General features: G+C 62.0%; 25 protein-coding genes. 16 read left to right on the top strand and 9 right to left on the bottom strand.

All coding sequences use genetic code 11. The features are described 5' to 3' along the window. The first annotated feature begins 4 nt into the window (after positions 1 to 4). The 10 genes from NKI59_RS26940 to NKI59_RS26895 all read left to right on the top strand — a co-directional run bounded on the left by NKI59_RS26940 (position 5) and on the right by NKI59_RS26895 (position 9,498). A complete protein-coding gene (locus NKI59_RS26940) occupies positions 5 to 580 on the top strand; it encodes a DUF4893 domain-containing protein (RefSeq protein ID WP_352452102.1) in 576 nt (191 codons plus the stop codon). A 79-nt stretch (positions 581 to 659) separates the two neighbouring features. Continuing rightward, the gene (locus NKI59_RS26935; RefSeq protein ID WP_352452103.1) at positions 660 to 1,442 is read left to right on the top strand and encodes a formyl transferase; all 783 of its coding nucleotides are present in this window, start codon (positions 660 to 662) and stop codon (positions 1,440 to 1,442) included. Between the two features lie 43 nt (positions 1,443 to 1,485). Beyond that, positions 1,486 to 2,397: a fatty acid desaturase gene (locus tag NKI59_RS26930; RefSeq protein ID WP_352707865.1), complete on the top strand. Its 912-nt coding sequence runs from the start codon at positions 1,486 to 1,488 to the stop codon at positions 2,395 to 2,397. A gap of 235 nt (positions 2,398 to 2,632) precedes the next feature. Next, positions 2,633 to 2,935: a virulence factor gene (locus NKI59_RS26925; protein ID WP_352452105.1), complete on the top strand. Its 303-nt coding sequence runs from the start codon at positions 2,633 to 2,635 to the stop codon at positions 2,933 to 2,935. Then, complete coding sequence (locus NKI59_RS26920) at positions 2,928 to 3,551, top strand: methylenetetrahydrofolate reductase C-terminal domain-containing protein (RefSeq protein WP_352707864.1); 624 nt, start codon at positions 2,928 to 2,930, stop codon at positions 3,549 to 3,551. Before NKI59_RS26925 ends, NKI59_RS26920 begins: the two co-directional genes overlap by 8 nt. Further along, the gene (locus NKI59_RS26915; RefSeq protein ID WP_023676515.1) at positions 3,548 to 4,639 is read left to right on the top strand and encodes a methylenetetrahydrofolate reductase; all 1,092 of its coding nucleotides are present in this window, start codon (positions 3,548 to 3,550) and stop codon (positions 4,637 to 4,639) included. The genes NKI59_RS26920 and NKI59_RS26915 overlap by 4 nt, the downstream gene beginning before the upstream one ends. A gap of 80 nt (positions 4,640 to 4,719) precedes the next feature. Further along, the gene (locus NKI59_RS26910; RefSeq protein ID WP_023676516.1) at positions 4,720 to 5,694 is read left to right on the top strand and encodes a methyltetrahydrofolate cobalamin methyltransferase; all 975 of its coding nucleotides are present in this window, start codon (positions 4,720 to 4,722) and stop codon (positions 5,692 to 5,694) included. 113 nt (positions 5,695 to 5,807) lie between these two features. Then, a complete protein-coding gene (locus NKI59_RS26905) occupies positions 5,808 to 7,877 on the top strand; it encodes an ASKHA domain-containing protein (RefSeq protein WP_352707863.1) in 2,070 nt (689 codons plus the stop codon). Positions 7,878 to 8,063: 186 nt separating this feature from the next. Continuing rightward, positions 8,064 to 8,246, top strand: a complete 183-nt coding sequence (locus NKI59_RS26900) for a hypothetical protein (protein WP_352617602.1) — start codon at positions 8,064 to 8,066, stop codon at positions 8,244 to 8,246. A gap of 268 nt (positions 8,247 to 8,514) precedes the next feature. Further along, positions 8,515 to 9,498: an alpha/beta hydrolase gene (locus NKI59_RS26895; RefSeq protein WP_352707862.1), complete on the top strand. Its 984-nt coding sequence runs from the start codon at positions 8,515 to 8,517 to the stop codon at positions 9,496 to 9,498. Positions 9,499 to 9,504: 6 nt separating this feature from the next. Here the strand turns inward: NKI59_RS26895 and NKI59_RS26890 are convergent, their stop codons facing one another. After that, positions 9,505 to 10,404, bottom strand: a complete 900-nt coding sequence (locus NKI59_RS26890) for a LysR substrate-binding domain-containing protein (protein WP_023676521.1) — start codon at positions 10,402 to 10,404, stop codon at positions 9,505 to 9,507. Between the two features lie 229 nt (positions 10,405 to 10,633). Between NKI59_RS26890 and NKI59_RS26885 the strand changes: the two genes are divergently transcribed. The 5 genes from NKI59_RS26885 (at position 10,634) to NKI59_RS26865 (ending at position 13,432) form a co-directional block, all read left to right on the top strand. Continuing rightward, positions 10,634 to 10,819 (top strand): hypothetical protein, encoded by a 186-nt coding sequence (locus NKI59_RS26885; RefSeq protein ID WP_352452109.1) that lies wholly within the window; start codon positions 10,634 to 10,636, stop codon positions 10,817 to 10,819. Positions 10,820 to 11,154: 335 nt separating this feature from the next. Continuing rightward, the gene (locus NKI59_RS26880) at positions 11,155 to 11,289 is read left to right on the top strand and encodes a hypothetical protein (RefSeq protein ID WP_013894968.1); all 135 of its coding nucleotides are present in this window, start codon (positions 11,155 to 11,157) and stop codon (positions 11,287 to 11,289) included. A gap of 350 nt (positions 11,290 to 11,639) precedes the next feature. After that, a complete protein-coding gene (locus tag NKI59_RS26875) occupies positions 11,640 to 12,578 on the top strand; it encodes a GlxA family transcriptional regulator (protein WP_348625928.1) in 939 nt (312 codons plus the stop codon). Positions 12,579 to 12,654: 76 nt separating this feature from the next. Next, on the top strand, positions 12,655 to 12,945 hold the full coding sequence (locus tag NKI59_RS26870) for a type II toxin-antitoxin system TacA family antitoxin (RefSeq protein WP_352707861.1): 291 nt from the start codon (positions 12,655 to 12,657) through the stop codon (positions 12,943 to 12,945). Beyond that, complete coding sequence (locus NKI59_RS26865; RefSeq protein ID WP_352707889.1) at positions 12,935 to 13,432, top strand: GNAT family N-acetyltransferase; 498 nt, start codon at positions 12,935 to 12,937, stop codon at positions 13,430 to 13,432. Before NKI59_RS26870 ends, NKI59_RS26865 begins: the two co-directional genes overlap by 11 nt. 26 nt (positions 13,433 to 13,458) lie before the next feature. On the opposite strand, the gene NKI59_RS26860 is transcribed toward NKI59_RS26865, so the two are convergent. The 8 genes from NKI59_RS26860 to NKI59_RS26825 all read right to left on the bottom strand — a co-directional run bounded on the left by NKI59_RS26860 (position 13,459) and on the right by NKI59_RS26825 (position 23,786). Beyond that, complete coding sequence (locus NKI59_RS26860) at positions 13,459 to 14,241, bottom strand: ABC transporter ATP-binding protein (RefSeq protein WP_352707860.1); 783 nt, start codon at positions 14,239 to 14,241, stop codon at positions 13,459 to 13,461. Next, on the bottom strand, positions 14,238 to 15,014 hold the full coding sequence (locus NKI59_RS26855; RefSeq protein ID WP_023676527.1) for an ABC transporter permease: 777 nt from the start codon (positions 15,012 to 15,014) through the stop codon (positions 14,238 to 14,240). Before NKI59_RS26855 ends, NKI59_RS26860 begins: the two co-directional genes overlap by 4 nt. 71 nt (positions 15,015 to 15,085) lie before the next feature. Continuing rightward, positions 15,086 to 16,036, bottom strand: coding sequence for an ABC transporter substrate-binding protein (locus NKI59_RS26850; RefSeq protein ID WP_352707859.1), 951 nt, complete (start codon positions 16,034 to 16,036; stop codon positions 15,086 to 15,088). 114 nt (positions 16,037 to 16,150) lie between these two features. Next, entirely contained in the window at positions 16,151 to 16,999 is an 849-nt protein-coding gene (locus NKI59_RS26845; RefSeq protein ID WP_352707858.1) for a DUF1194 domain-containing protein, read from the bottom strand. Positions 17,000 to 17,099: 100 nt separating this feature from the next. Continuing rightward, positions 17,100 to 18,062, bottom strand: a complete 963-nt coding sequence (locus NKI59_RS26840; RefSeq protein ID WP_352568955.1) for a site-2 protease family protein — start codon at positions 18,060 to 18,062, stop codon at positions 17,100 to 17,102. Positions 18,063 to 18,069: 7 nt separating this feature from the next. Beyond that, complete coding sequence (locus NKI59_RS26835; protein WP_352707857.1) at positions 18,070 to 20,631, bottom strand: GcvT family protein; 2,562 nt, start codon at positions 20,629 to 20,631, stop codon at positions 18,070 to 18,072. Positions 20,632 to 20,876: 245 nt separating this feature from the next. Beyond that, positions 20,877 to 21,140: a hypothetical protein gene (locus NKI59_RS26830; protein WP_023676533.1), complete on the bottom strand. Its 264-nt coding sequence runs from the start codon at positions 21,138 to 21,140 to the stop codon at positions 20,877 to 20,879. Between the two features lie 156 nt (positions 21,141 to 21,296). Further along, positions 21,297 to 23,786, bottom strand: coding sequence for a mechanosensitive ion channel family protein (locus NKI59_RS26825; RefSeq protein ID WP_352707856.1), 2,490 nt, complete (start codon positions 23,784 to 23,786; stop codon positions 21,297 to 21,299). Positions 23,787 to 24,055: 269 nt separating this feature from the next. On the opposite strand from NKI59_RS26825, the gene NKI59_RS26820 reads away from it, so the two are divergent. Beyond that, positions 24,056 to 25,315, top strand: a complete 1,260-nt coding sequence (locus tag NKI59_RS26820; protein WP_352707888.1) for a sarcosine oxidase subunit beta — start codon at positions 24,056 to 24,058, stop codon at positions 25,313 to 25,315. Positions 25,316 to 25,321 lie beyond the last annotated feature (6 nt).

The following is a 25,321-nucleotide window of genomic DNA, read 5'->3' as shown; positions in this document are numbered from 1 at the left end:
ACCGATGATCGCTCGCCTCATGTTTGCCGCAGCAACTGTCCTCTGCTTGACGATGCCCGCGTTCGCCGATGGCGAGGTGCAGAAGCTGATAACGGCTGCCGACAAGGCGCGGCTCAACAAATATGGCGAGACGCGCAAGGCAGCGCTTGACGAGGCGAAGGCCGGCGATCCCGCCGAGGTCAAGCAGCTCGACGCCTTGCTGGCAAAGCCGCTGGTTCCCTTCTCTGACAAGGACCTGACCGGCAAATGGCAATGCCGCACCATCAAGGCCGGCGGATTGGGCCCGCTCGTCATCTATGGCTGGTTCAAATGCAAGGTGAGCGACGACGGTTCCGGCTGGAGACTGGAAAAGATCACCGGCTCGCAGCGCACCAAGGGCCGCTTCTTCGACGATGGCGAGAAACGCGCGATCTATCTCGGTTCCTTCCACGTCAACGACGATCCGGCAAAGCCCTACGGCAGCGGGCCGGAAAGCGATCAGGTCGGCTATGCCTTCCGCAACAGCGCCAGTGAATGGCGCATCGAGTTCCCGGCGCCCTATTACGAATCGAAGCTCGATATCCTCGAATTCAAGCGCTGAGCCCCGATCACCAGGGGTTAACCCGGTCAGCCTAGCATTCGCGCGCAAAGAACAGGTTCTTTGCGGGGGGTCGCAGAGCATGGCACTGTCGAAAACAAACCAACGGCCGATCGTCGTCGTCACCGAAGGCGGCCCGCATATCTGGGCGATCGTCAACGCCCTCGCCGATCAACTCGGCCCGGTCAGCGTCATCCTCGAAGCTCCTGAATCCAAAAAGCAATTGCTTCTCGCGCGGGCGCGGCGGCAAGGCTGGACCTCGGCCATCGGTCAACTCGGCACGATGGTGCTGACGCGCCTCGGCAAGCGCTTCTTCGCCGGCCACGCAGCACGGCTTGCCGCCGGGCAGAAGCTGCAAACCGAACCGAAGCCTGGGCAAAAGATCATTTATGTCTCGTCGGCCAACGCGCCGGAGTGCCTGCAGGCGATTGCGGAAATCCAGCCGGGTGTGGTGCTGCTCGCCGGCTGCCGCTTGCTGTCGCTGCAGACGCTGGCGAAAATCCCTTGCCCGGTCCTCAACTACCATGCCGGCATCGCCCCGAAATATCGTGGCATGAACGGCGGCTACTGGGCGCTGGCTTCAGGCGATGCGGAGAACTTCGGCACCACCGTGCATCTGGTCGACGCCGGCGTCGATACTGGCGGCGTGCTGCGGCAGACGCGTGGCAAACCGCAGCCGGGCGACACAATTTCAAGCTACGCGTTGCGGCAGGCGGCCTTCTCGCGCGACATCTGCGTCGAAGCGGTCAGGGATGCGCTGGCTGGCAAGGTCGGCACGGTGGATCCCGGCCTGCCTTCGAAACAATGGTATCATCCGACGGTATGGTTTTATCTCTGGACGGGGATAAGGAACGGCGTCTGGTGACGCGCCGATTTACCGGACAGCCACCCGCCACTAACATTGCATCATGAGCGACATCGACCACCGCACCATCATTGCCGGCCTTTCGGTCGAGGACCGTCGCGACCTCACCGCCAGGCTTGACCGGCCAGGCATTGTCCGGCTGGCGGTCCATGCCGGGCTGGTTATCCTGCTGGGCGCGCTGATCGCCGCCCGCATCCCGTTCTGGCCGCTGCTCGTCTTGCCGCAGGGAGTCCTGATCGTCTTCTTCTTCACGCCGTTGCACGAGACCATCCATGAAACCGCGTTCAGGACGGCGTGGCTCAATCGCGCTGTTGCTGCCGTGGCCGGCTTCCTGATCCTGCTGCCGCCGGCATGGTTCCGCTATTTCCATTTCGCCCATCACCGCCACACGCACGACCGGAGAAACGACCCCGAACTGATGGCGCCGAAGCCGGAGACCGTCAGCCAATATCTGCGCTATCTGTCCGGCAGCCCCTATTGGATCGCCATGGGCCGCGTGATCGTAACCAATGCGGCTGGCCGCAATCGCGACGGCTTCGTGCCGGAAAAGGGCCGCGGCAAGGTGGTTGCCGAAGCACGGCTGTTCCTGATCGGCTATGCGGCATTGCTGGCCGCATCGCTCGCCGCGCAGTCGGCGCTGCTGTTGTGGGTCTGGATCGTGCCGGTGCTGGTCGGACAGCCGTTTTTGCGTGCCTACCTGCTGGCCGAGCACGCGTTGTGCCCGCATGTCGCCAACATGCTCGAGAACACCCGCACCACCTTCACCACAAGGCTGGTGCGGTTCGTGGCTTGGAACATGCCGTACCATTCCGAGCACCATTCCTATCCGGCCGTTCCCTTCCACCGCCTGCCGCGCTTCCATGACATCGTCGCGGAGCATTTACGCACGACCGAACGAGGTTACGTGCGCTTCCACAGGAAGCTGGTCGGCAGCTACGATGGCCGCGCCGGCTGACCAGTGCTGGAAGAAACTCCGCTTTCAACCGCGGCCGTCGATTGCGTCGCTTTTGAAGGCCCCCGCGTCGTCCCATAACAAGCAGCCCAACAGCGCTTCCGGCAATGCTCGAAACCACTGCATTGGCCAAAAGATCGGAATCGATCTTCGGAGAGCACGATGCAGCGGAGTTAAATGGTAGAGCATCGTTTGTGCGTCCGATTGGACGCACGGCGCTCTGCAGGAGCAGGAAATTATGGCCGATCTGATCGTCGTCTACTGGCGCGACATCCCCGCCCAGGTCATCGTCAAGAAGGGCCGGCAGAACGCCAAGCGCGAACTGCCGCTGCGCTTCACCGAGGCGATCGACATGTGCGCCATGCGCACCGGCGCTGGCGGCACCGACGACTATCTTGCCGAATGGCGCAAGGCAGAACCCCTCCCGGTCAGTGACGATCTTGAAGCCGAGGCCGAGAAGGCTCTTCAGGAACTTGATGCGAAATACGACCGTGAGCGGCTGGTCGCTCTGGTCAAGGCGGGGGGCAAAGAAAATGTCTGATCCCCAATCAATGCCGGCGACGACGGCTCGAGCCGGCGTAACCCAGGCGACCATCGTCAAGAAGGCGGCGCCGAAATCCGACTACAAGCCGGCCGACGTGTCGCCACAGCGGCGTGTGCAGCGCTCTTTCGCGGTGCGCCTTTGGTCTGTGCGGCATTCGCGGCTGCTCGAATGGTTCTACGGCAAATTCGCCGACATGTTCCTGCTCCTCCATCCGCTGTGGAAGGGCATCGGCTACAGCCGTGTCGAAGGGCCCGTGAAATTCGTCGAAAAGCGCGTCAAGGGCTTCATGTTCGACTGCCGCATGTGCGGCCAGTGCATTCTTTCCTCGACCGGCATGTCGTGCCCGATGAACTGCCCCAAACAATTGCGCAACGGCCCTTGCGGCGGTGTCCGCGCCAACGGCAATTGCGAGGTCGAGCCTGATATGCCTTGCGTCTGGGTCAAAGCTTGGGAAGGCTCGCAGAACATGGCGCATGGCGACAAGATTTTTGACGTGCAGAAGCCGGTGGATCAGTCCTTGCGCGAAACCTCCGCCTGGCTGCGGGTCACCGCGCAGGCCGCGGCCGCCCGCAATGCGGCCCGGAATACTACGAAGACCGGAGCGTCGGCATGATCGGCCGTCAGCCAGACGAGAATCCGGCCGGCATCCATTTGCCGCTCGATCCCCTGCCCGGCCACACCTCGCGTGGCCGGCTGGAACGCGTCCTCAGGCGCGGCGAGTTCGCAGTGACGACCGAGCTCAATCCGCCTGACAGCGCCGATCCGGAAGACGTCTACAACCGCGCCAGGATTTTCGACGGTTGGGTCGACGCCATCAATGCCGTCGACGCTTCCGGCGCCAACTGCCACATGTCGTCGGTCGGCATCTGCGCGCTGCTGACCCGCATGGGCTATGCCCCGATCATGCAGATCGCCTGCCGCGACCGGAACCGCATCGCCATCCAGGGCGACGTGCTTGGGGGTGCTGCGATGGGCGTCGCCAACATGCTCTGCCTGACCGGCGATGGCGTGCAGGCCGGCGACCAGCCCGGCGCCAAGCCGGTGTTCGATCTCGACTGCATGTCGCTGCTCGAAACTTGCCGCGTTATGCGCGATAACGGCAAATTCCTGTCCGGCCGAAAACTCACGACGCCGCCGCAGCTTTTCCTTGGCGCGGCCATCAACCCGTTCGCGCCGCCGATCGATTTCCGGCCCTATCGGCTGGGCAAGAAGATCGCCGCCGGGGCACAATTCGTGCAGAGCCAGTACTGCTTCGACGTACCGATGTTCCGCACCTACATGCAGAAGGTCCGCGATCTCGGCTATACCGAGAAATGTTTCATCCTGTGCGGCGTCGGGCCGCTGGCCTCGGCCAAGACGGCCAAATGGATCCGCTCCAACGTACCGGGCATTCACATTCCCGATCAGATCGTCAAGCGCCTGGAAGGCGCCCAGGATCAGAAGAAGGAAGGCAAGCAGCTCTGCATCGACATTATCAATGAGGTGAAGGAAATTCCCGGTGTATCCGGCGTCCATGTGATGGCCTACCGCCAGGAAGAATACGTCGCCGAGATCGTCGACGAATCCGGCGTGCTGAAGGGTCGCCGGCCGTGGAAACGCGAAATCCGCCGCGACGACCAGCTCGTTGCCGACCGGCTCGACCACATACTGCATGACGACCTCACTGAAACCCAGGTCGACATGGTCAAGACCGCGCATTGACAGCGCGAATCGTCAGCATTCGCTTGATCAGAAACAGATAACGATATAAAGAACTCTTTATATCACGATGGAGAGATTTCATGACCCGCACCATCGTCGCCTCGGCGACACGAGAAATCATCATCGGCTTCGATCAGCCCTTCTGCGTGATCGGCGAGCGCATCAATCCGACCGGCCGCAAAAAACTGGCCGCCGAAATGATCGCCGGCAATTTTGAGACCGTCATCAAGGATGCGCTGGAGCAGGCCGCCTGCGGCGCGACCATGCTCGACGTCAATGCCGGCGTCACTGCAGTCGATCCCAACGCCACCGAGCCGGCGCTGCTGGTGCAGACGCTGGAGATCGTACAAGGCCTGGTCGACCTGCCGTTGTCGATCGACTCCTCCGTGACTGCGGCAATCGAAGCGGCGCTGAAGGTCGCCAAGGGCCGGCCGCTGGTCAATTCCGTCACCGGCGAGGAGGAAAAGCTCGAAGCCATCCTGCCGTTGATCAAGAAATACAACGTTCCCGTCGTCGCCATTTCCAACGACGAGACCGGTATTTCGATGGACCCCGATGTGCGCTTCGCCGTCGCCAAGAAGATCGTTCAGCGCTGTGCCGACTTCGGCATTCCGGCGCATGATGTGGTCGTCGACCCGCTGGTCATGCCGATCGGCGCGCTGGGCGATGCCGGCCGCCAGGTATTTGCCCTGCTACGCCGGCTGCGCGAGGAGCTCAAGGTCAACACCACCTGCGGCCTCTCCAACATCTCGTTCGGCCTGCCGCACCGTCATGGCATCAACGCCGCCTTCATCCCGATGGTGATCGGCGCCGGCATGACCTCGGCGATCATGAACCCGGTGCGGCCGCAGGAAATGGAAGCGGTGCGCGGCGCCAACGTGCTGAACGGCACCGACGAGAACTGCACCAACTGGATCAGGACCTATAAGGACTACAAGCCTGCTGAAGGCGGCCAGGCCGTTGCCGCCCGGACGCAGGTCAACGCGCCGGGCGATGGCAATGGCAATGGCGGACGCAGGCGCGGCGGCCGCGAAGCGCGTATGGCCCGGGGTTGAGCCAGGTCTTGGCCGACACGATATGGGGCCTAGGACTGGGGAGGAACCGAGACACAGCGGCATCGCTGCGGTGGCCAGGACCTGAGCTGCGTAGAAAGTAAAGTCTGGAACGTATGAACTCTCCCGTCAACATCACCGATCCGCTCGTGCTGTTCATGCCGTCGGGCAAGCGCGGGCGGTTTCCGGTCGGCACGCCGGTTCTGGATGCCGCGCGCCAGCTCGGTGTCTATGTCGAGAGCGTGTGCGGCGGGCGTGCCACTTGCGGGCGTTGCCAGATCGAGGTGCAGGAAGGCAATTTCGCCAAGCACAAGATCGTTTCCTCCAACGATCACCTCTCGCCCAAGGGCGCCAAGGAAGAGCGCTACGAGCGCGTACGCGGCCTGCCCGAGCGCCGCCGGCTGTCCTGCTCGGCGCAGATTCTCGGCGATCTCGTCGTCGACGTGCCGCAGGACACCGTCATCAACGCGCAGACCATCCGCAAGGACGCCGACACCAGGGTCATCGCCCGCGATGCGGCAATCCGCATGTGCTATGTCGAGATCGAAGAACCCGACATGCACAAGCCGCTCGGCGACCTCGACCGTCTGAAGATCGCGCTGATGAAGGACTGGGGCCTCAAGAGCCTCGATTTCGATTTCCATCTGTTGCCGCAGGTGCAAGGCATTTTGCGCAAAGGCAACTGGACCGCGACCGCCGCCATCCACAAGGACACCGACAGCGAGACCGCACGGGTCATCGCTTTGTGGCCCGGCCTCAAGAACGAGGCGTACGGACTTGCCTGCGATATCGGCTCGACCACGATCGCCATGCATCTGGTGTCGTTGCTGTCGGGCCGCGTCGCCGCCTCGTCGGGCACATCCAATCCGCAGATCCGCTTCGGCGAGGATCTGATGAGCCGTGTCTCGTATGTGATGATGAACCCGGACGGCCGCGAAGGCATGACGGTCGCCGTGCGCGAGGCCATTTCGGGGCTTGTGGACAAGGTCTGCACCGAAGGCAACGTCCAACGCAACGACATCCTGGATTCCGTGTTCGTCGGCAATCCGATCATGCACCATCTGTTCCTCGGCATCGATCCGACCGAGCTCGGCGGCGCCCCCTTCGCGCTAGCCGTCTCCGGCGCCGTGCACATCAAGGCATCGGATATCGGTTTGAAGCTCAACCAGGGCGCCAGGCTCTTTATGCTTCCTTGCATTGCCGGCCATGTCGGCGCGGACGCTGCCGCAGTGACGCTGTCGGAAGGGCCGCACCGCCAGGACGAGATGATGCTGATCGTCGATGTCGGCACCAATGCCGAGATCGTGCTCGGCAATCGCCAGCGGGTCGTGGCGGCCTCATCGCCAACTGGCCCGGCCTTCGAAGGTGCGGAAATCTCCGGTGGCCAGCGCGCCGCACCGGGTGCCATCGAGCGCGTCCGCATCGATCCTGAAACGCTGGAACCGAAATACCGCGTCATCGGCTCGGAACTCTGGTCCGACGAGCCGGGCTTCCTCGACAGCGTGCAGGCGACCGGCGTCACCGGTATTTGCGGCTCCGGCATCATCGAGGTGGTCGCCGAGATGTATCTCGCCGGCATCATCTCTGAGGACGGTGTCGTCGATGGATCGCTGAGCGCCCACTCGCCTCGCGTCGTCGCCAATGGCCGCACCTTCTCCTATGTGCTGAAGGAAGGCGAGCCCAAGATCACCATCACCCAGACCGACGTGCGCGCCATCCAGCTTGCCAAGGCCGCCCTTTATGCCGGCACCAAGCTTTTGATGGAAAAGCAGCACACCGATCATGTCGACCGCATCCACTTCGCCGGCGCATTCGGCTCGTTCATCGACCCGAAATACGCAATGGTGCTGGGCCTGATTCCGGATTGCGACCTCGACAAGGTCTCGGCCGTTGGCAATGCGGCCGGCGCCGGCGCCCGCATGGCGCTGTTGAACCGTGGCTATCGCCGCGAGATCGAGGAAACCGTTAGCAAGATCGAGAAGATCGAGACGGCGCTGGAGCCGAAATTCCAGGAACATTTCGTTTATGCCATGGCGCTCCCGAACAAGATCGACCCGTTTCCCAAGCTGTCGGCGGCGGTGAAACTGCCGCCGCGCAAGACGGTGAGTGAAGACGGCATTGCCGGCGACGCTGCCCCGCGGCGGCGTTCGCGCGAAGGCCACGCCGCGCGGCGCGGGCGGGGATGACTCGCCTCCGCTAGGCGGTCAGACCTTCCATTTTCATTTGTATGCAAATGTTTCCAGATCGCGCCGATCTGGAAACGAAAACGCGTTTTCGTGAAATCCGCCAGATACATAGGCGGAGCATTTAACCGGCATCGAACGGCAGGCGGAAACAGTTTTCGGCCACCGCAACGCTCCAAGGAGATCAAGATGTCGATGTTCGAAAGCCTCGGCCGCTATGGTGCGGCCTTCAAGAAAACACGCGAAGCGCGCAAGTCGCTGCGCATCCTCAACAGCTTGCCGCCTGAGATCCAAAAGGACATTGGCTGGCCGGTGTCGCCGCGTTCGAGCGAAAGGCAGCTTTCGGTCGGATGGGGCGTGCAGCGCGGATGAAATTCATCGACAAATGCAAGCTGCTCGCTATTCGCCGGAGCCGCTATGCGGCTCCGGCTGCACCCAGCAATTGGCTGCGCGCCGCGTTGCTGCCGCGGCGTTGAGCTGCGCCGGTAGGCCAGAGACTTCATGGCCGGACGCTTTGTCGACAGCTGGGATCAAACGACCGTGTTGAGATTGCATCAATCTTGACTTTTTTGGTGGCGACACAATCTTCGAAATAGTCGGGGGTTCTCTTAGTCGGCTCAGCCGAAGTCCGTGTATCTGCATGCCCAGTCTCAAAAGCCACGTCGTGTCGTTCGTCCTCAGGTACAGCCGCAAGAAGGCGTTTTCCAGCCCCGAGAACCTGCAGCGCTGGATCGCCTATGCGCGCAAGACGGAAAACCATCAGCCGCCTGCGTCGCTGCGGTCACGCCTGGAGATCACAACCCGCACGATCAACGGCTTTCCCGTCTACGAGATCGCTCCCCAGGCTGGTGAGCGGAGGCGGATTCTCTACCTGCACGGCGGCGCTTATGTCTTTGAAATCACACCCTATCATTGGCGGCTGATCGCCGACATGGCCGACCGCCTCGGGTTCGGTATCACTGTGCCGATCTATCCCATTGCTCCCGAACACGATTTCCACGCCATGTTTGGTATGGTCGGCGCTGTCTACCGCCAGATGTTCGGCGAAACCAGGGCGAATGATATCATCTTCATGGGCGATTCCGCCGGCGGAAACATGGCCGTCGTGCTGACGATGATGGCTGCGCAAAATGGCCTGCCCTTGCCATCACGCCACGTGCTGATTTCGCCCGGTCTCGACGTGTCGCTCGCCAACCCAGAAATGTATGAGGCCGAACGCAACGATCCGTGGCTGGGCATTGCCGGCGGCCGCGAGGCGATCCGGCTTTACAGCGCCGGCATAGATCCCACCGACTGGCGCATCAGCCCGGTTTACGGCGACCTGTCGGTGCTGCCCAAAACGCTGCTGCTGACCGGTTCACGCGATCTGCTCACCCCCGACAATCTGATCTTCGCGGAAAAGGCACGCGCGGCCGGCGTCGAAATTGAGGTCGTCCACGAGCAAGGCATGTTCCATGTCTGGCCGTTGATCGACATGCCGGAGGCGCGACGCGCGCGGGACAGCATAGTGGCCTTCTTGACCAACGAAACTGACAGTTATCATGCCAAGGCAGGAGAGTTGTGGCTGCAAAGGGCAGACCGCGACGGAACCCCTCGCGATCTGGTTGCGCCGCTCAGGTCGTAGTTTGGCTCAGAACTTCCCAGTTTCCCTGAACATCTCAAACGTCGCGCGGATATGGTCGGCGACTGCCTTCACCGGCGCGCTGGCGTCCGGCGTCACCACCATGGCCAGATTGTAGGTGCCGATGTCAGGCATGCCGTCCTTCGGGCACAACTCGACCATGTCGCTGCCGAGGAAGGATTTCGGCAGCGGCGCCACTGCAAGATCCGCCATGATCGCGGCGCGCTGGCCGGCCGTGTGTGCGCTCATATAGGCGATACGGTAGTTGCGGCCCTCGCGGCCAAGCGCCTCCAATGCCCCTGCCCGCCAGGCACACCCCTCTTCCCACAATGAGACCGGCAGCGGCTCACGCAGATGCGCGCAACCGCCCTTGGCACCGGCCCAGACGATCGGCTCGGTGAGCAGCACTTCGGCGCCAATCGCGCTGGTCTTGTAGGAGTTGGTGAGCAACGTGATGTCGAGCGCCCGGTCGTCCATGCGCCGGCGCAGATTGACGCTCTGGTCGATGGTGACGTCGACCGCGATCGATGGATGCGATTGCGCGAACCGCTTCAGCACATGCGGCAGTACACGTTCGCCGTAATCGTCCGGCGAGCCGAGCCGCACCACCCCGACAATGTCTGGAATGATGAACTTCGACACCACCTCGCGATTGATCGACAGCAGCCGGCGCGCATAGCCGAGCAGCATCTCGCCATCGGTGGTCAGCGTCACCGAACGGGCGTCGCGCGCGAACACCGAACGGCCGAGAATGTCCTCCAGCTTCTTGATCTGCATCGAGACGGCCGACGGCGTGCGGAAGACCGCATTGGCCGCAGTGGTGAAGCTGCCGGTCTCGGCGATTGCGACGAAAGTGCGCAGAACATCGAGATCGAGCAGCGGCAGCGGATGATTGAGTGGGGCGTTCATGGCAAGCGACCTTCAATTTTTCTGATGCAAACCATCATTCCATTTCGTTTGATTGAACATCAGTTTGGGAGGATAGTCAACTCCATCGAAGGCAGGACGCATCGAAGTGGTCCCGAAACAACCATGACACGGACCTGCAATCGACACGAAATGAAGCTGAAACAAACCCGGTGTACCGCCTGACGCTGCAAGTGCCGGGACAACCCGGCCCAACGCGAAGGAGAATGAGATGTCTATCCTGTCATCCATCGGTCGGATCGCGACCGAGTTCAGCGAGGCCCGTGCCCGCTACCAGACGGAACGCGCCATCCGCGCGCTGCCGATTGAACTGCAGAAGGATATCGGCTGGCCTGAAGCTGCCGATGCCAAGGCCGGCACTCGCCATGGTGTGGGATCCTGGGCTGGAGCAAAGTAAACCGTGTGTATCAACAGCTGAAGGCCTGCCGCGCAGATCAGCCCGGCAGGCCTTTTTGTTTGTACTCCAATGATTTTCCCGAGCCATGTCGCCGTCGCATGCCGCATATGAGCAAGTCGCATAGCAGCCCGCACTGGCAATCAACACATTGTAAATAATCGAAAATCCTGGGCAGAATGCCCAAATTTGTCGCATTCCGTGTCGCTTTTCATATCAAGTGCTTCGCTTTTGCGATTTAGTTTCCCCTCACGTAAGCCTATATCATCATCAACAAACGAGCTGCCCCACTCCATCAAGCGAAGGCGACCCGTCTGAGCAACCGAATGGAGATGATCATGAAGCTTTTTGCCCGCCTCTTTGCCCGTCGCGAAATGAACCTGACGACCGCGCTCGAGCGCCAGCGCCTGGCCAACACCATGCCTGGCCAGACCGGTGCCATGGCTGCCGCGCGCCTCGGCTTCGTCGCCTGAGACGCGGCAATCCCGGCGGAAGCAGCCTAGTGCTGCTTCGAAGTCGATCCAGCGCCGCTTCGGTTTTGCCGAGGCGGCGTTTTCGTGTGCGCAGACTGCGTAGGCTCGTTTGCTCGATCCGGCGGCATGTCGCGTCCTTCGCCGCATAGCGATTGCCCATTTGCGACCCGTGTCGCAAATAAAGTCGCTCCGTTGCCATCTAGCCAATTGACAGGAAACGTCTTTCCTGATGTCGCTATGCTAATCGCGACATCCTGTTCGCGCCATTGCAGCGTGAGGATCTACCCGTGAACGTCGTAAAGCACCCGATCCGGCGATCGTTCGTATTCTTCCTGGTCCCCGATTTCACCATGATCGCCTTCGCGACGGCGCTCGATCCGTTGCGTTCGGCCAACCGCATGCTCGGCTATGAAGCCTATCGCTGGCGGCTCGCCAGCATCGACGGCAAGCCGGTGCGCGCCTCGAACGGCGTCGAATGCGCCGTCAACACCTCGCTGGAGGAAGAGCGCAAGAAAATGTCCGGACCGGACCGGCCGAACATGGCCATCGTCTGCAGCGGCATCAATGTCGAACGCTACCAGAACAAATCGGCCTTTGCCTGGTTGCGCGAGGAGTACAATCGCGGCGTTGCCGTCGGCGGCCTGTGCACCGGCGCGCATATCCTGGCCGCCGCAGGCCTGCTGTCCAACAAGCGCTGCGCCATCCATTGGGAGAACCTGCCGGGCTTTTCCGAGGCGTTCCCCAAGGCCAATGTCTTCGCCGACCTCTTCGAGATCGACCAGAACATCTACACCTGCGCCGGCGGCACCGCCGCGCTCGACATGATGCTGAAGCTGATCGGCGACGATTTCGACGAAAGCCTCGTCAACCGCGTCTGCGAGCAGGTGCTGACTGATCGCGTGCGCAGCCCGACCGACCGCCAGCGCCTGCCGCTGCGCGCCCGCCTTGGCGTGCAGAATTCCAAGGTTCTGACCATTATCGAGCTGATGGAAGCCAATCTCTCCGAGCCGCTCTCGCTGATCGAGGTCGCTGACCATGTCGACCTGTCGCGCCGGCAGATTGAGCGCCTGTTCCGCACCGAGATGGGGCGCTCCCCTGCCCGTTACTATCTGGAGATCCGCCTCGACCGCGCCCGGCACCTGCTGATCCAGTCGTCGTTGCCGGTGGTCGAAGTGGCGGTCGCCTGCGGCTTTGTTTCCGCCTCGCATTTCTCCAAATGCTATCGCGAGTTGTACGCCCGCTCGCCGCAACAGGAACGCGTCGACCGCAAGCAGCTTCTGGCGGCTTGATCCAGCACGTTTCGCGGGCGCGGCCGAAATTGTCATGACATTGTCTGGCGTGGTATCCTTCAATCGAGAGGTACCAATGACGACCAGAACCACCAGATCGGAAAAACTGGACTTGCGCCTTACCTCCCAGGCAAAGCGTACACTCGCAACCGCCGCCGCGACCGAACGCCGTTCGCTCAGCGATTTCGTGCTTGAAAGCGCGCTTGCGCGAGCCGAAGAAACATTAGCCGACCGGCGCAGCTTTCATCTAGACGCCGAAAAATGGGTCGCGTTCATGGCAGCGCTCGACGCGCCAACGCGTGATCTCCCCCGCCTCAAGCGCTTATTGAACGAACCAAGCATCTTTTCCGGTCGCGATCCAGCGTGAGCGAATTCCAGATCGAGAAACTGGCCCGCAAGCATTTGGTGGACAGTTCGACTGCGGTGAAGAACCGCTCAATCGCTTTCTCGTACGCTATGCATTCCAAAACCAGCAAGCCAATGCATCGCAGACCTACATTGGTCTCTCTGGCGAAGATGTGATCGGCCTTTACACCCTGGTCGTTGGTGAAGTTAAATACGAGGGTGCGCCCGAGCGATCGACGAAAGGTCTCGCCCGCCATCCGGTGCCTGTAATGCTGCTGGCGCGTCTTGCGGTCGGTCTGGACTGGCAAGGCAAAGGCGTCGGCGGCGGACTGTTGCGCGATGCCGTCCTGCGCAGTTTGCAGGCGGCCGATATTGCAGGTATCCGCGCGGTCGTCGTCCACGCCAAGAACGACGGCGCCCGCACGTTTTACGAACGCTACGGATTCGCGCAATCGCCGACGGACCCGCTGCATCTTTACGTGCTTATCAAGGACTTACGAAGTCTCTGAGCCGTTCAGGCGCCTTGCTGACCCGACTATATCTGCGCCGTGCGCATCGCCTCGACGCGGATATCTTCCGTCAGCCGCGCCTTCAGTGCCGAAAACTCCGGGCTGGTCTTCAGCGTGTAGTGGCGCGGATGCGGCAGGTCGACGGCAACGTCCGATTTGATGCGGCCCGGCCGTGCCGTCATCACGACCACGCGCGAAGCCATGAAGATCGCCTCCTCTATGTCGTGGGTGACGAACAGCACCGTTTTTTGCCGGCGCTCCCAGATGCCGAGAAGCAGTTCCTGCATCAGCCCGCGGGTCTGGTTGTCGAGTGCGCCGAACGGCTCGTCGAGCAGCAGGATCTCCGGATCGTTGGCCAGTGCCCGGGCAATCGCGGTGCGCTGCTGCATGCCGCCGGAAAGCTGCTTCGGCCAGTGGTTTTCAAAACCTCGCAGCCCGACGAGATCGACGTAAGAAGCGACGATTTCGCTGCGCTCGTGCTCGGCCATTCCACGTTCGCGCAGGCCGAAGGCGATGTTCTCGGCGACCGTCAGCCACGGAAACAGCGTATAGGACTGGAAAACCATGCCGCGGTCTGGACCGGGCCGGTCCACCACCCTGCCGTCGAGCAGAACACGTCCCCCACTCGGCGCTTCGAGGCCGGCGACGATCCTGAGCAGCGTCGACTTTCCACAGCCGGATGGCCCCAGGATGGTGATGAAGTCGTTGGCGGCGACCGCCAGATCGATCGGCATCAGCGCCTTGATCGGCTGCCCACCGCCGACACCGGCGAAGGTGCGCGAGACGCCTTCGATGAGCAGCTTGCTCACGCCAGGCTCCATGGAAACAGCCAACGGTTGAGCGCCTTGAAGGCGAAATCGGACAACAGCCCGATCAGGCCGATGACGATGATGCCGAAGATGATCTGCCCTGTCGCCAGCCGCGACTGGCTGTTGATGATCATGTAGCCGATGCCCGACGACGAGCCGATCAGCTCGGCGACGATGACATAGGTCCAGGCCCAGCCGAGCACCAGCCGCAGGGTCTCGGCAATCTCCGGCGCATTGGCCGGCATGATCACGCGCCGCACGATGCCGTTGTCGGACGAGCCAAGCGTGTAGGCCGCCTCGACCAGGTCGCGCCGTGTGCCGCCGACCTTGACCGCGATGATCAGGATGATCTGGAACACCGAGCCGACGAAGATCACCAGCAGTTTTTCGAGCTCGCCAACGCCCGCCCACAGGATGAGCAGCGGGATGAAGGCCGATGCCGGCAGATAGCGGGCGAAGGAGACGAACGGCTCCAGGAACGCCTCCACGGGCTTCCATGCACCCATCACGATGCCGAGCGGCACGGCAACGATGGCCGCCATCAGGAACCCGCCGAAGACGCGCCAGATGGTGATGAGGATGTCGAGCCAGAAGCGGTCCTCGACCAGCAGCCGCCAACCGTCTCTCACCATCGACAGCGGATCGGCAAGGAAAATGCGATTGACGTGGCCGCCAAGCGTGATCCACGCCCAGAACGCCACGAACAGCACGAAGAACGAAATGCCGAGCACGGTTCGAATGCCCGGCGAGACCGGATGCAAGGGGCGCGGCATCTTCGACCGTCCTCTGATCTGAATGAAAAAGCGGCGGCGCACGCGCCGCCGCCGGGCGACAATCCTGCCGGTTAGTCGGCGACGGCGCTGGTGTCGGCCAATGTCGAGACGTCAGGCGCTTCCTTGATTAAACCCATCTGCAGCAGAAGCTCGCCGGCGGTCTTGGAAAAGTCCTGGAATTCCTTGGTGAAGAACTGCTTGTTTTCAGCCTTGTCGGCCCATTTCAGGTATTTGGCCGACTCTTCGAATTCCTTGGCCGACTGCTTCACGTCGGCACCCATCGTCTCATAGGATTTCGCCGGATCGCTCTTGATCAGGTCGAGTGCCTCGAAATAGCTGTCGGCAAGCGCCTTGCCCACATCCGGATTGGCCTTGAGGAACTCCGGCGTGCAGCCGACCGTATCGAGCACCATCGGATAGTCGAGAGTGGTCACAAGGATATGGCCCTGGTCGGACTTTTCGCGCACCGCCGAGATGAACGGCTCATAGGTGACCGCCGCATCGTTCTGGCCGGCGAGAAACGCCTGCGCCGCCGCATCCGGCTCCAGGTTGACGACCGTCACGTCCTTGGTCGACATGCCGTTCTTGTTGAGCACCCAGGCCAGCATGAAATAGGGCGAGGTGCCCGGCGCCGAAGACGCGACCGACTTACCTTTGAGATCGGCGACGGTGTTGATGTCGTTGCGGGCGACGATGCCGTCGGCGCCGTAGGATTTGTCGAGCTGGAATATCTGCTTGGTCGTCACGCCATTGGCGTTCCAGACCAGCCAGGTCTCGACCGTGGTGGCGGCGCATTGCAGGTCGCCGCTGGCGATGGCGAGCGGCCGGCTGGCTTGCGGCACCTTCTTCAAGGTGACGTCGAGGCCGTGCTTTTCGAAGATGCCGGCCTGCTTGGCGAGCGTCAGCGGCGCAAAGCCGGTCCATCCACTGATGCCGATGCTGACCGATGTGGCGGCCATCGCCGGCGCGGACAATCCGACGGCAAGCGTCAAGCTTGCGGCAAGAATTCCGATCCTGTTCATGTCGGTTCCCCTTTTATGTGTTCGGATGGGGAATTGTGTCACAGACGCCCGCAGGCTTGTCAATGAAGCAGATGCTGCACTGCGGTATGTCACCATCGACAGCAAACTCCGCCATCAGCGGCTGTTGTACATCCAGCTGCGGTCGCGCCACATTTTTTCGCCGACCAGACAGTCGGTGACGGGGATGTCCTGTACCAGCACCAATGGCGGATGCGCCGCCTCTTCCGCCGCTCGCTCCGACGAGGCCGGACCGGCAAGCTCCAGCACCAGCTTGCGGCGGATGGCCTCCGGAAACTGCGTCCAGTCATTGACCGGGATCATGAAGGATCCCGGCCCGCCGATGACACAGTCGCTGTAGTAGCGGTCGAGATTGTTGACATCGTAAGCGCTGCTGAACCCGCCCCTGGTCATCAGCGGCAGGCCGTTGACGGTGATGCCTTGCTTGATCACGGCGTCGCGGGTGATATCGACAGGTGCGCCCTGGTTGTTGGGGCCGTCACCCGAAATGTCGATCACCCGCTTGACGCCCTGGAAGCCGCTTTCAGCAAAGAGATCGCTGGCGAATTCCAGCGCGCCGGAGATCGAGGTGCGCCTGGCACTGGCCGGCGGATGAGCGGAAAGCTGCGCTGCCAGCCGCTCGGCGTCGGCACGATTGGCGATCACCGTCCACGGCACGACGACCTGCTGCCAGGTCGCGCCAGCCCATTCGACATAGGTGACGGCAATCTTGCCATGAGCGCCTTCGCCGATTGCCTGCAAGACATCGTCATGCGTCAGCGCCGCCGCATAGCCATGACGCTGGATTTCGAGCTCGTCCGGCGACATGGACAGCGAAACGTCGACTGCCAGCACCAGTTCGACGTCGACCGGCTCGGCGGCGCGGGAGTTTGCAGTCAGCCATAGCACCGACGCCAGCGCGGCGGCACCCGAGACGAGATGTCTTGCACGGGCAAAACCAGACATGACGCACGGTAAGCGAAAATCGCCGATCGACAAAGAGAAAAGCCCGGTGGAGAGCCGGGCTCATTCGGTCACATTTTTGCGAACCGCCGGAAAACGAATTTCATTTGTGGATGCGGTGCCCGCCCCGTCCCCGCCACTCCACGGCCTTCTCGACATCCGTCTCGGAGGATGGGTCCGGCTTCGGTTTTCTAGCGCCGACCCCGCGCGCTGCCCTCCAGTTCGGCTTGAATGACGGCGGAAGCCACAACAGAATACCTGCAACCGCGGCAGGCAAGATGATCGCAAAACGCAGAATTGAAAGTACGATGCCGCAGATGCCGACGATCTGCGCGGCCCGGCGGACGCCGAAGCGTCTCAGGAACAAATGTCTTGCAATCACGCCGCCATCCAGATCGTAGGCGGGCAGGATGTTGAGAATGATAAGTGACACGTTCAACAATGCGCCAATCCAAAGCGTCCATTCCAGAGGACCGGCCGATCTTGACGGCAGCCACCCGAATGGCCTTTCGGGCGCAACTGGGATGAGTTCTCCAAAAACCAGATAATAGGCCGCATCGAAAAACGCGGCGAGCGCGACGTTCGCCAGGGGACCCGCTATCGCAATCCGCGCCCAGGCAGGCGATGGCGCTGCGGCGCGTTTGAAACGCGTGAGCCCGCCGAAGAGATATAATTCTATCCTGTCGGTGGCGACGCCTTGTCGGCGTCCGATCCAGGCGTGTGCCAGTTCGTGCAGAAATATCGACGCAAACAGAAGCGCTGCAAAGATAGAGGTATGGATCAGTGCATCCTTGGGTCGGCTCGCCCACTCGTTCAGGAAGGGCAGCACAATGGGAATTGCGAAGGTCCAGCTGACGCGAACCGGGATATTCCGGTTCAGCTGAAACACAAGCGCATCGTTTTTTCTGTCCCAGCCGATCCGCCGCAAAGGCACCCCCCAATCGCAGCGCGACGGTAAGCGAGAATCATCGCTCCACAAAGCGAAAAGCCCGACGATGAATCGGGCTTCTGCATTCAGGTCCTGCTGGCACTGCTCTGCTTGCCTGTGTGGAGAATCGGCAGGCAAGCAACGCTTAGCTGCGCGGATTGAGGTTCTCCGGGTCGTAGAGCGGCCTGTAGCCGACGGCGGCCACTTCGACCGGGTACTTCTCGCCGAAATATTCGACGCTCAGCTTGCGGCCCTCCTGGCAACACGCCCAGGGCAGGTAGGCGAGCGCGATGTTCTTGCCGAGGGTCGGACCATAAGCCACCGAGGTCGTGAAGGAGCGGCGGCCGAGCTCGTCGACGAGCGTCTCACCGGTTTGCGGGTCCATCACCGGCATCGTGCCAACCGGATAGCGGGGAACACCATTCGAATCTGTATTGTCCGTCATGATAAGCGTGCAAAGCATGGCCGGCTGATGCACCCGGGCGCGATATTCCAGATGCTTTGCCTTGCCGCAGAAATCGGCCTCCTTGACTTTCGGACGGGCAAGGTCGGCTTCCAGCAGATTGTATTCGGTCAAGAGGTCCGCATTCTGCAGGCGCAGGCTCTTCTCCATGCGGCGGCTGTTGGCATAGGTCTCGACGCCAAAGGCCATCACGCCGGTCGACCGCAGCGCGTCCCAGACAGCCAGGCCGTCCTCGTAGCGCATATGCAGTTCCCAGCCTTGCTCGCCGACATAGGAGATGCGGAAGGCGGTCACGTCCTTGCCGGCGATCCTGACGGGCTTGATCGCGGCAAAGGGAAAATTCTCAGGCGTCAGTCCGTCGGGGTTTTCCACGACCTTGCCTAATGTTGCCCGCGCGTTCGGACCCCAGATGCCGACGGTCACATATCTCTCGTTCACATCGGTGACGGTAACGTCGAAGCCTTTGTCCTCTGCCGTCCGGCGCATGTACTGGAAGTCGCGCGGCCCGGCATCAGCGCCGTCGATGACGCGGCAGCGGTCGGCCATGCGGATGACGGTCAGGTCGGCGCGCACCATGCCTTCCTCGTCGAGGAAATGGGTATAGATGCCCTTGCCGATATTGCCGTCACCGCCGATCTTTGCCGCGCACAGCCATTCCATCAGCGCGACATGATCCGGGCCTTCCACGTCGTACATGGCGAAATGCGACAGGTTGACGATGCCGCAATCCTCGCTCATCGCGAGATGCTCGGCGTTCGAGACGCGCCAGAAGTGGCGGTTATCCCATTCGTTTTGGCGCACCGGCACCCGGTTGCCGTATTTCTCGAGCAGATGCTCGTTGGCGGCGTAGCCATGGGCGCGCTCCCAGCCGCCGAGCTCCATGAAATAGCCGCCGAGTTCCTTCTCGCGCTCCCAGAAGGGCGAGCGGCGGACATTGCGAGCCTTGGAGAACGGCTCGCGCGGATGGACCGCCGGGTTGTAGACCTTCATCGCGGTTTCGGTGCAGCGATCCCAGATGAACTGTTCTTTCGTCTGGTGCGGATAGAAACGCGAATAGTCGATGGCGTGGTGGTCGATCGCCGTGCGGCCATCCGTCATCCAGTCGGCGATGAGCTTGCCCATGCCGGGGCCGTCCTTGACCCAGATCGCCACGGCATACCAGAGGCCCCTCACCTTCTGGCTTTCGCCCATCGAGGGGCCGCCGTCCGCCGTCACCTGCAACAGGCCGTTGAAGGAATGGCTCTCATTGTAGCCCAGCTCGCCCAGGATCGGCGTCAGTTCCATGGCGCGCTCGAGCGGCGCCAGGATTTGTTCCATGTCGAGATCGCGTTGCGACGGCGAAAGCCGCGCCTCGTTTTTCTCGAGAATATCGCGCGGATGGCAAAGGCGCGGATTGGTCTCTTCGTAATAACCCCATTCGATCTGCCCGCCTTCGGCGGTCTTGGGGTCGCCGGTATCGCGCATGTAAGCCGAGTTGCCCTGGTCGCGCAGCAGCGGCCAGCCGATCTCCTTGCCGGTGCCGGCGAACTCAGTGTACGGCCCGAAGAAGGTAAGCGGATGGTCAATCGGCATGACCGGCAGGTCCTCGCCCGCCATTTCCGCGATCAGCCGTCCCCAGATGCCGGTGCAGACCACGACATAGTCGGCCTCGATGGTGCCGCGGTCGGTCACCACGCCCTTGATGCGGCCGTTCTCGATGACGAGCGACCTGGCCGACGTATTGGCAAACGCCCTGAGTTTGCCGGAAGCTTCCGCCTGGTCGACAAGCTTGCCGGCGACGGTCTGCGAGCGCGGGATGACGAGGCCGGCGTCGGGATCCCACAGGCCGCCCTGTACCATCTGTTCTTCGATCAGCGGGAATTTTTCCTTGATCTCGGCGGGATCGATCAGGCGGGCGCGTGTGCCGAAGGCCTTCGCCGAGGCGATCTTGCGCTTGATCTCCGCCATGCGGGCGTCGTCGCCGACGCGGGCGACCTCGAGGCCGCCGATGCGCGCGTAGTGACCCATCTTTTCGTAGAAATCGATGGAATAGAGCGTCGTCCAGCACGACAGGAAATCATGGCTGGTCGTGTAGCAGAAGTCGGAGGCATGCGCCGTCGAGCCGATATCCGTCGGGATGCCCGATTTGTCGATGCCGACAATATCGTCCCATCCGCGCTCGATCAGGTGATGGGCGACCGATGCGCCGACGATGCCGCCCAGCCCGACGATGACGACCTTCGCCTTTTCCGGAAACCCTGCCATTGCCCGCGACTCCAAGATGCTATTGCGAGCAGACTATAGGGCGGCGCGGCGCCGCGCTTGCAGCCTGTTTGCGACATCGCCAAAAAAGCCCGCGCCACCAGCCCGTCGAATGCAGTTAGACCGAAGGCGCTGCTAGAGCCCGTCCTGCGCAGCTTCGAAGAAAAGTGCATACCTTCATCGCCGATTACCGGAAGCAAATAAAAGGCCGGGCGTTTGCCCGGCCTTCAAAAATCATGGCGTCGACTTTACTTGATGCGCGCGACGCCGCCCGAGATCTCAATCGTCTCCGAACCGGTCAGCGCCTCGAGGTCGCCATTCGGCAAGGTAACAAAACAGCCGCTCGGGCAAAATTCCACGGTTTCGCCAGCCGCCAGCGCCAACTCGGTCTTGCCGCCGCCTTCCGTCACGATCAGCGTGCGGGTCTCGGCGTCCTTGTTGACCGCGCTGGCGGCATGGGCCGAACCGCCCACGGCCAGAAAAGCGATGGCGGCGACGAGAGACTTCCACATTTTGCAGTATCGGTGTTGCCACCGCCTCTGTTGCATTTCGCAAGGCATTCTCGCCGTTTGCAGGTGAGCTTATATGCAATGCAAGCTGAACGGCAACTGAATGCCGCATTCATGCCGCAATTGGTTTCCGAAGGCTTGAAGGCAAGCTCCAATCAGCTAGTCAGGATCGGGCTTCCGTACCTTGCGTCCCGACTTGGCGAGACGTTTCGCCTCGACCGCCGCTAGGGCTTTTGCTTGTTCCCGCTCGGCGAATTCGACTTCGATCTTGTCGTCGTCGATCGGCCACGCTTCGTGCTTCTTGGTCTCGACGACGGCGCGCGGCGTCGACGGAATTTCGATATGCTGGTCGGCGAACACATCGAAGATTGCAAAGCGGATGTCGTTCTGGACGATATTGCCGCTAAGAACGTCTGCCAGGAACACGCGAATCTCGAATTCGAGCGCGGCGGGGCCGAAATTGGAAAACAGCACGAAGGGTTCGGGGTTTTTCAGCACCAGCGGATGACTGCGCGCGATCTCCAACAGGACGCCATGCACGTGCTTGATGTCGCTGCCATAGGCAACGCCGACCTTGATATCGATGCGGCCGAGCTTGTTGCGGTGCGTCCAGTTGCCGACCGCATTGTTGATCAAGTTTGAATTGGGCAGGATCACCGACTGCCGCTGGAACGTTTCGATCTCGGTGGCCCGCACGCTGATCTTCTTGACCGTGCCGCTGATGTCACCGGCGACGATCCAGTCGCCGACCTTGAACGGCCGCTCGGCCAAAAGGATCAGGCCCGAGACGAAGTTGGAGACGACATTCTGCAGGCCAAAGCCGATGCCGAGAGACAGGGCGCCTGCGACCAACGCGAGATTGGAGAGGTCGATACCGGCCGCCGAGATGCCGACCAGTGCCGCGACCGCGACGCCGGCATAGCCGACCGCCAGCCGGATCGAATTGCGCACACCGGTGTCGACCCGGCCGCGCGCCATCACCGAACCGTCGAGCCAGCCCTGGAACCAGCGCGTCAGGAAATAGCCGATGATGAAGACGACGACGCCAGTGAGGATGCCGGTGACCGAGATCGTCACCGAGCCTATGGTGAGGCCCGTCGCCAGCTTGTAGGCCCAGGCCTGGATGTCGCCGGGCTGGAAGCCCCACATCAACAGGATCAGCGGCAGGAACACCAGCACGATCATGATGTTGATGGCGGCGCTGACGACAAGCCCGAGCTGGTCGAGCGCGGTCTCTTCGTAGCTTGAATTGGCCGCTAGCCAGCGCCCGATCGAAGTGTTGGCGAAACCGCCTTCCTCGCCGATCGCCCGCGCCGACAGGAAGCCGATATAGGCGGTGACCAGGATAGTGCCGGTAACCACGACCTGCACCGAGACGAAAATAGCAAGGCCGATAAAGCCGAGCAGCGCCGACGCTATGGTGAATAGCCCTAGCGCGACGGCGGTGTAGCGCAGCCATGCCGGCCACGGGCGCCAGCTCCCGTCGGCAGCCTTGAACGGTTTCAGCAGCCCCATCAGGATCAGGATGACGCCGACGCTGATGGTGGCGACAAAGCTTCTGGCGATGGTCAGCGATAGCGGCGAGCCCATCTTGTCGTTGACGACCGACAGGAAATAATTGATGCCGATGGCGACGGCCATGGCAGTCGTCAGCCGCACCAGCCAGCGCGCCGGGCCGGTTTCGACAGGGATCAGACGCCAGTTCGGCAATCGCGGTTCCAGCGCCGCATTGGTCAGCCGGTTGACGCAGAACACCACCGCGATAACGGCAACCAGCGAATTCAGGAAGATGCCGATGTCGCCGCGCAAGACATTGTAATAATTGAAGAAGAAGACCGTCGAGATAAGGAAGGCGCCAACCGCCAGCGACGGCAGCAATGTCGACCAGAACGCCACCGACAGGCGGCTGAGATAGGATGGATCCTCGACGGAAGGATCGGCTTCGAAGACGCGGCCGAACAGGCGCCGCCCGCCGACAAAAAGCACGGCGGCCAGCGCAAGCGCCATCAACGTCGCGGCAAGAATGGCCTGGAACTTGAACTTGAAGGCGAAGCTCAGCCAGGACGACACCGCTTTGTAGAAACTGGTAAATTCGTCGTTGGCATCGGAGATGACCTCCGGGCTCAATGCATCGGACAGCACGTAGCGCTTGGTGAGCTGATTGCGGAACAGCTCGCTGCGCATGTTGCCGATCTTCTCGATCAGCCCGCTGATGCGGATCGACAGGTTCTGCGCGCTGGCAATGACGGCGTTGATCTCGGCTTTTTCGGAAGCCAGCGCCTGGCGTTCACCGGTCACGATGTCGGGCTCGGCCGGCTGGCCCGCGGCCGGCGGAGGTCCCAGCGTCTCGATCCGATCGTTGATATCGCCGAGACGCGAGCGGAACGCCAGCGCGCTGGTGAGCGCCGCCCGCGACAGATCCTCCAATTGCAGGCGGATTTCCACGAGGGTGGCATCGTCTTGGCCGTCCTGCTGTATCTTCTTCTCGAGATCGTCGGTTTTGGCCGTCAGGCTCTGGATGACCTTCTGCTGGTCTGTGACCAGCCCGGCGGCACCCTGCCCGAGCGCCTGCGCCATCGCGTCGAACGACGGCGGCGCCAAGACAACAAGCGCAAGAATCAGGACCAGGCGGAGTAAACGAAAGAACATGATTTTTCTGGCGACTCGCGGACGGCAGCGGCAGTTTTGAAGCACGTCCTTGATAAAGACGCTCATATCACGGGGCAAGTCATCCCAGGCGGCTCGTTTTCGAAGTCCGCCAATCGAAGTCGGCCAATCCAATCGAAGTCGGCCAATCCAGTCGAAGTCGGCCAATCCAGTCGAAGTCGGGGAGTCGAAAAGCGATGGCGCAATCTTGGCTTTGCGTTGGCGGCCTGCTCTATAGTCTGCCGCAAAGCCTGAAATGGATGACAATAAGAATGGCGGAATATTCGGCCTTTTCGCTTCTCAAGAACGCGCTGACCGGAAACAAGGACTGGAGGCCGGCCTGGCGCAAGCCCGACCCGAAGGCGTCCTACGACGTGATCGTCATCGGCGGCGGCGGCCATGGCCTGTCGACCGCCTACTACCTAGCCAAGGAGCACGGCATCACCAATGTCGCGGTGCTGGAGAAGGGCTGGCTCGGTTCCGGCAATGTCGGCCGCAACACCACGGCGGTCCGTTCCAACTATCTCCTGCCGGCCAACACGCGCTTTTACGAGCATTCGATGAAGCTGTGGGAGAACCTGGCCCATGACCTCAACTACAACGTCATGTTCTCGCAGCGCGGCTGCCTGAACCTCGCCCACACACCTGCTCAGCTCGACGACTATGCCCGGCGCGGAAACGCCATGCGCCATCTCGGCGTTGACGCCGAACTGATGACCACGGCCGAAATCGCGCGCCTGGTGCCGGCGCTCGACGTCTCAGCCACCGCGCGTTTCCCGATCGTCGGTGGCCTGATGCAGCGGCGCGCCGGCACCGCCCGCCACGACGCCGTCGCCTGGGGCTATGCGCGCGGCGCAGATCGCCGCGGCGTCGACATCATCGAAAATTGCGAGGTCACCGGCTTCCTGCGCGACGGCGACCGCATCACCGGCGTCACGACAACGCGCGGCGAAATCCGCGCAAAAAAGGTAGCGGTCGCGGTTGCCGGCAGCACCGGGCGGGTCATTCGGCTTGCCGGCATCGAGACGATGCCGATCGAGAGCCACGTGCTGCAGGCCTTCGTCACGGAATCGCTAAAGCCGTTCATCGATACGGTCCTGACCTTCGGCATGGGCCATTTCTATATGTCGCAATCTGACAAGGGCGGCCTTGTCTATGGCGGCGATCTCGACGGCTACAACAGCTACGCCCAACGCGGCAGCCTGCCGATCGTCGATGAGGTGATGAGCGAGATGCTGGCGCTGTTCCCTGGGCTGGCCCGTGTCCGCATGCTGCGCTCATGGGGCGGCGTCTGCGACATGTCGATGGACGGCTCGCCAATCATCACCACCGGTCCGCTGCCGGGCATGTATCTCAACTGCGGCTGGTGCTATGGCGGCTTCAAGGCGACGCCGGCTTCCGGCTGGTGCTTTGCCTGGACCATTGCCAAGGACGAGCCGCACGGTCTCAACGCGGCCTTCACGCTCGACCGCTTCTACCGTGGCCTGGTGATCGACGACAAGGGCCAGGGCGCCACGCCCCGGCTGCATTAGGTTAGA

The sequence above is a fragment of the Mesorhizobium sp. M0598 genome, assembly GCF_040320865.1.
GTDB lineage: Bacteria > Pseudomonadota > Alphaproteobacteria > Rhizobiales > Rhizobiaceae > Mesorhizobium.
The sequence above is the reverse complement of the archived record's forward strand: the minus strand, read 5'-3'. Positions and strand labels throughout refer to the sequence as shown.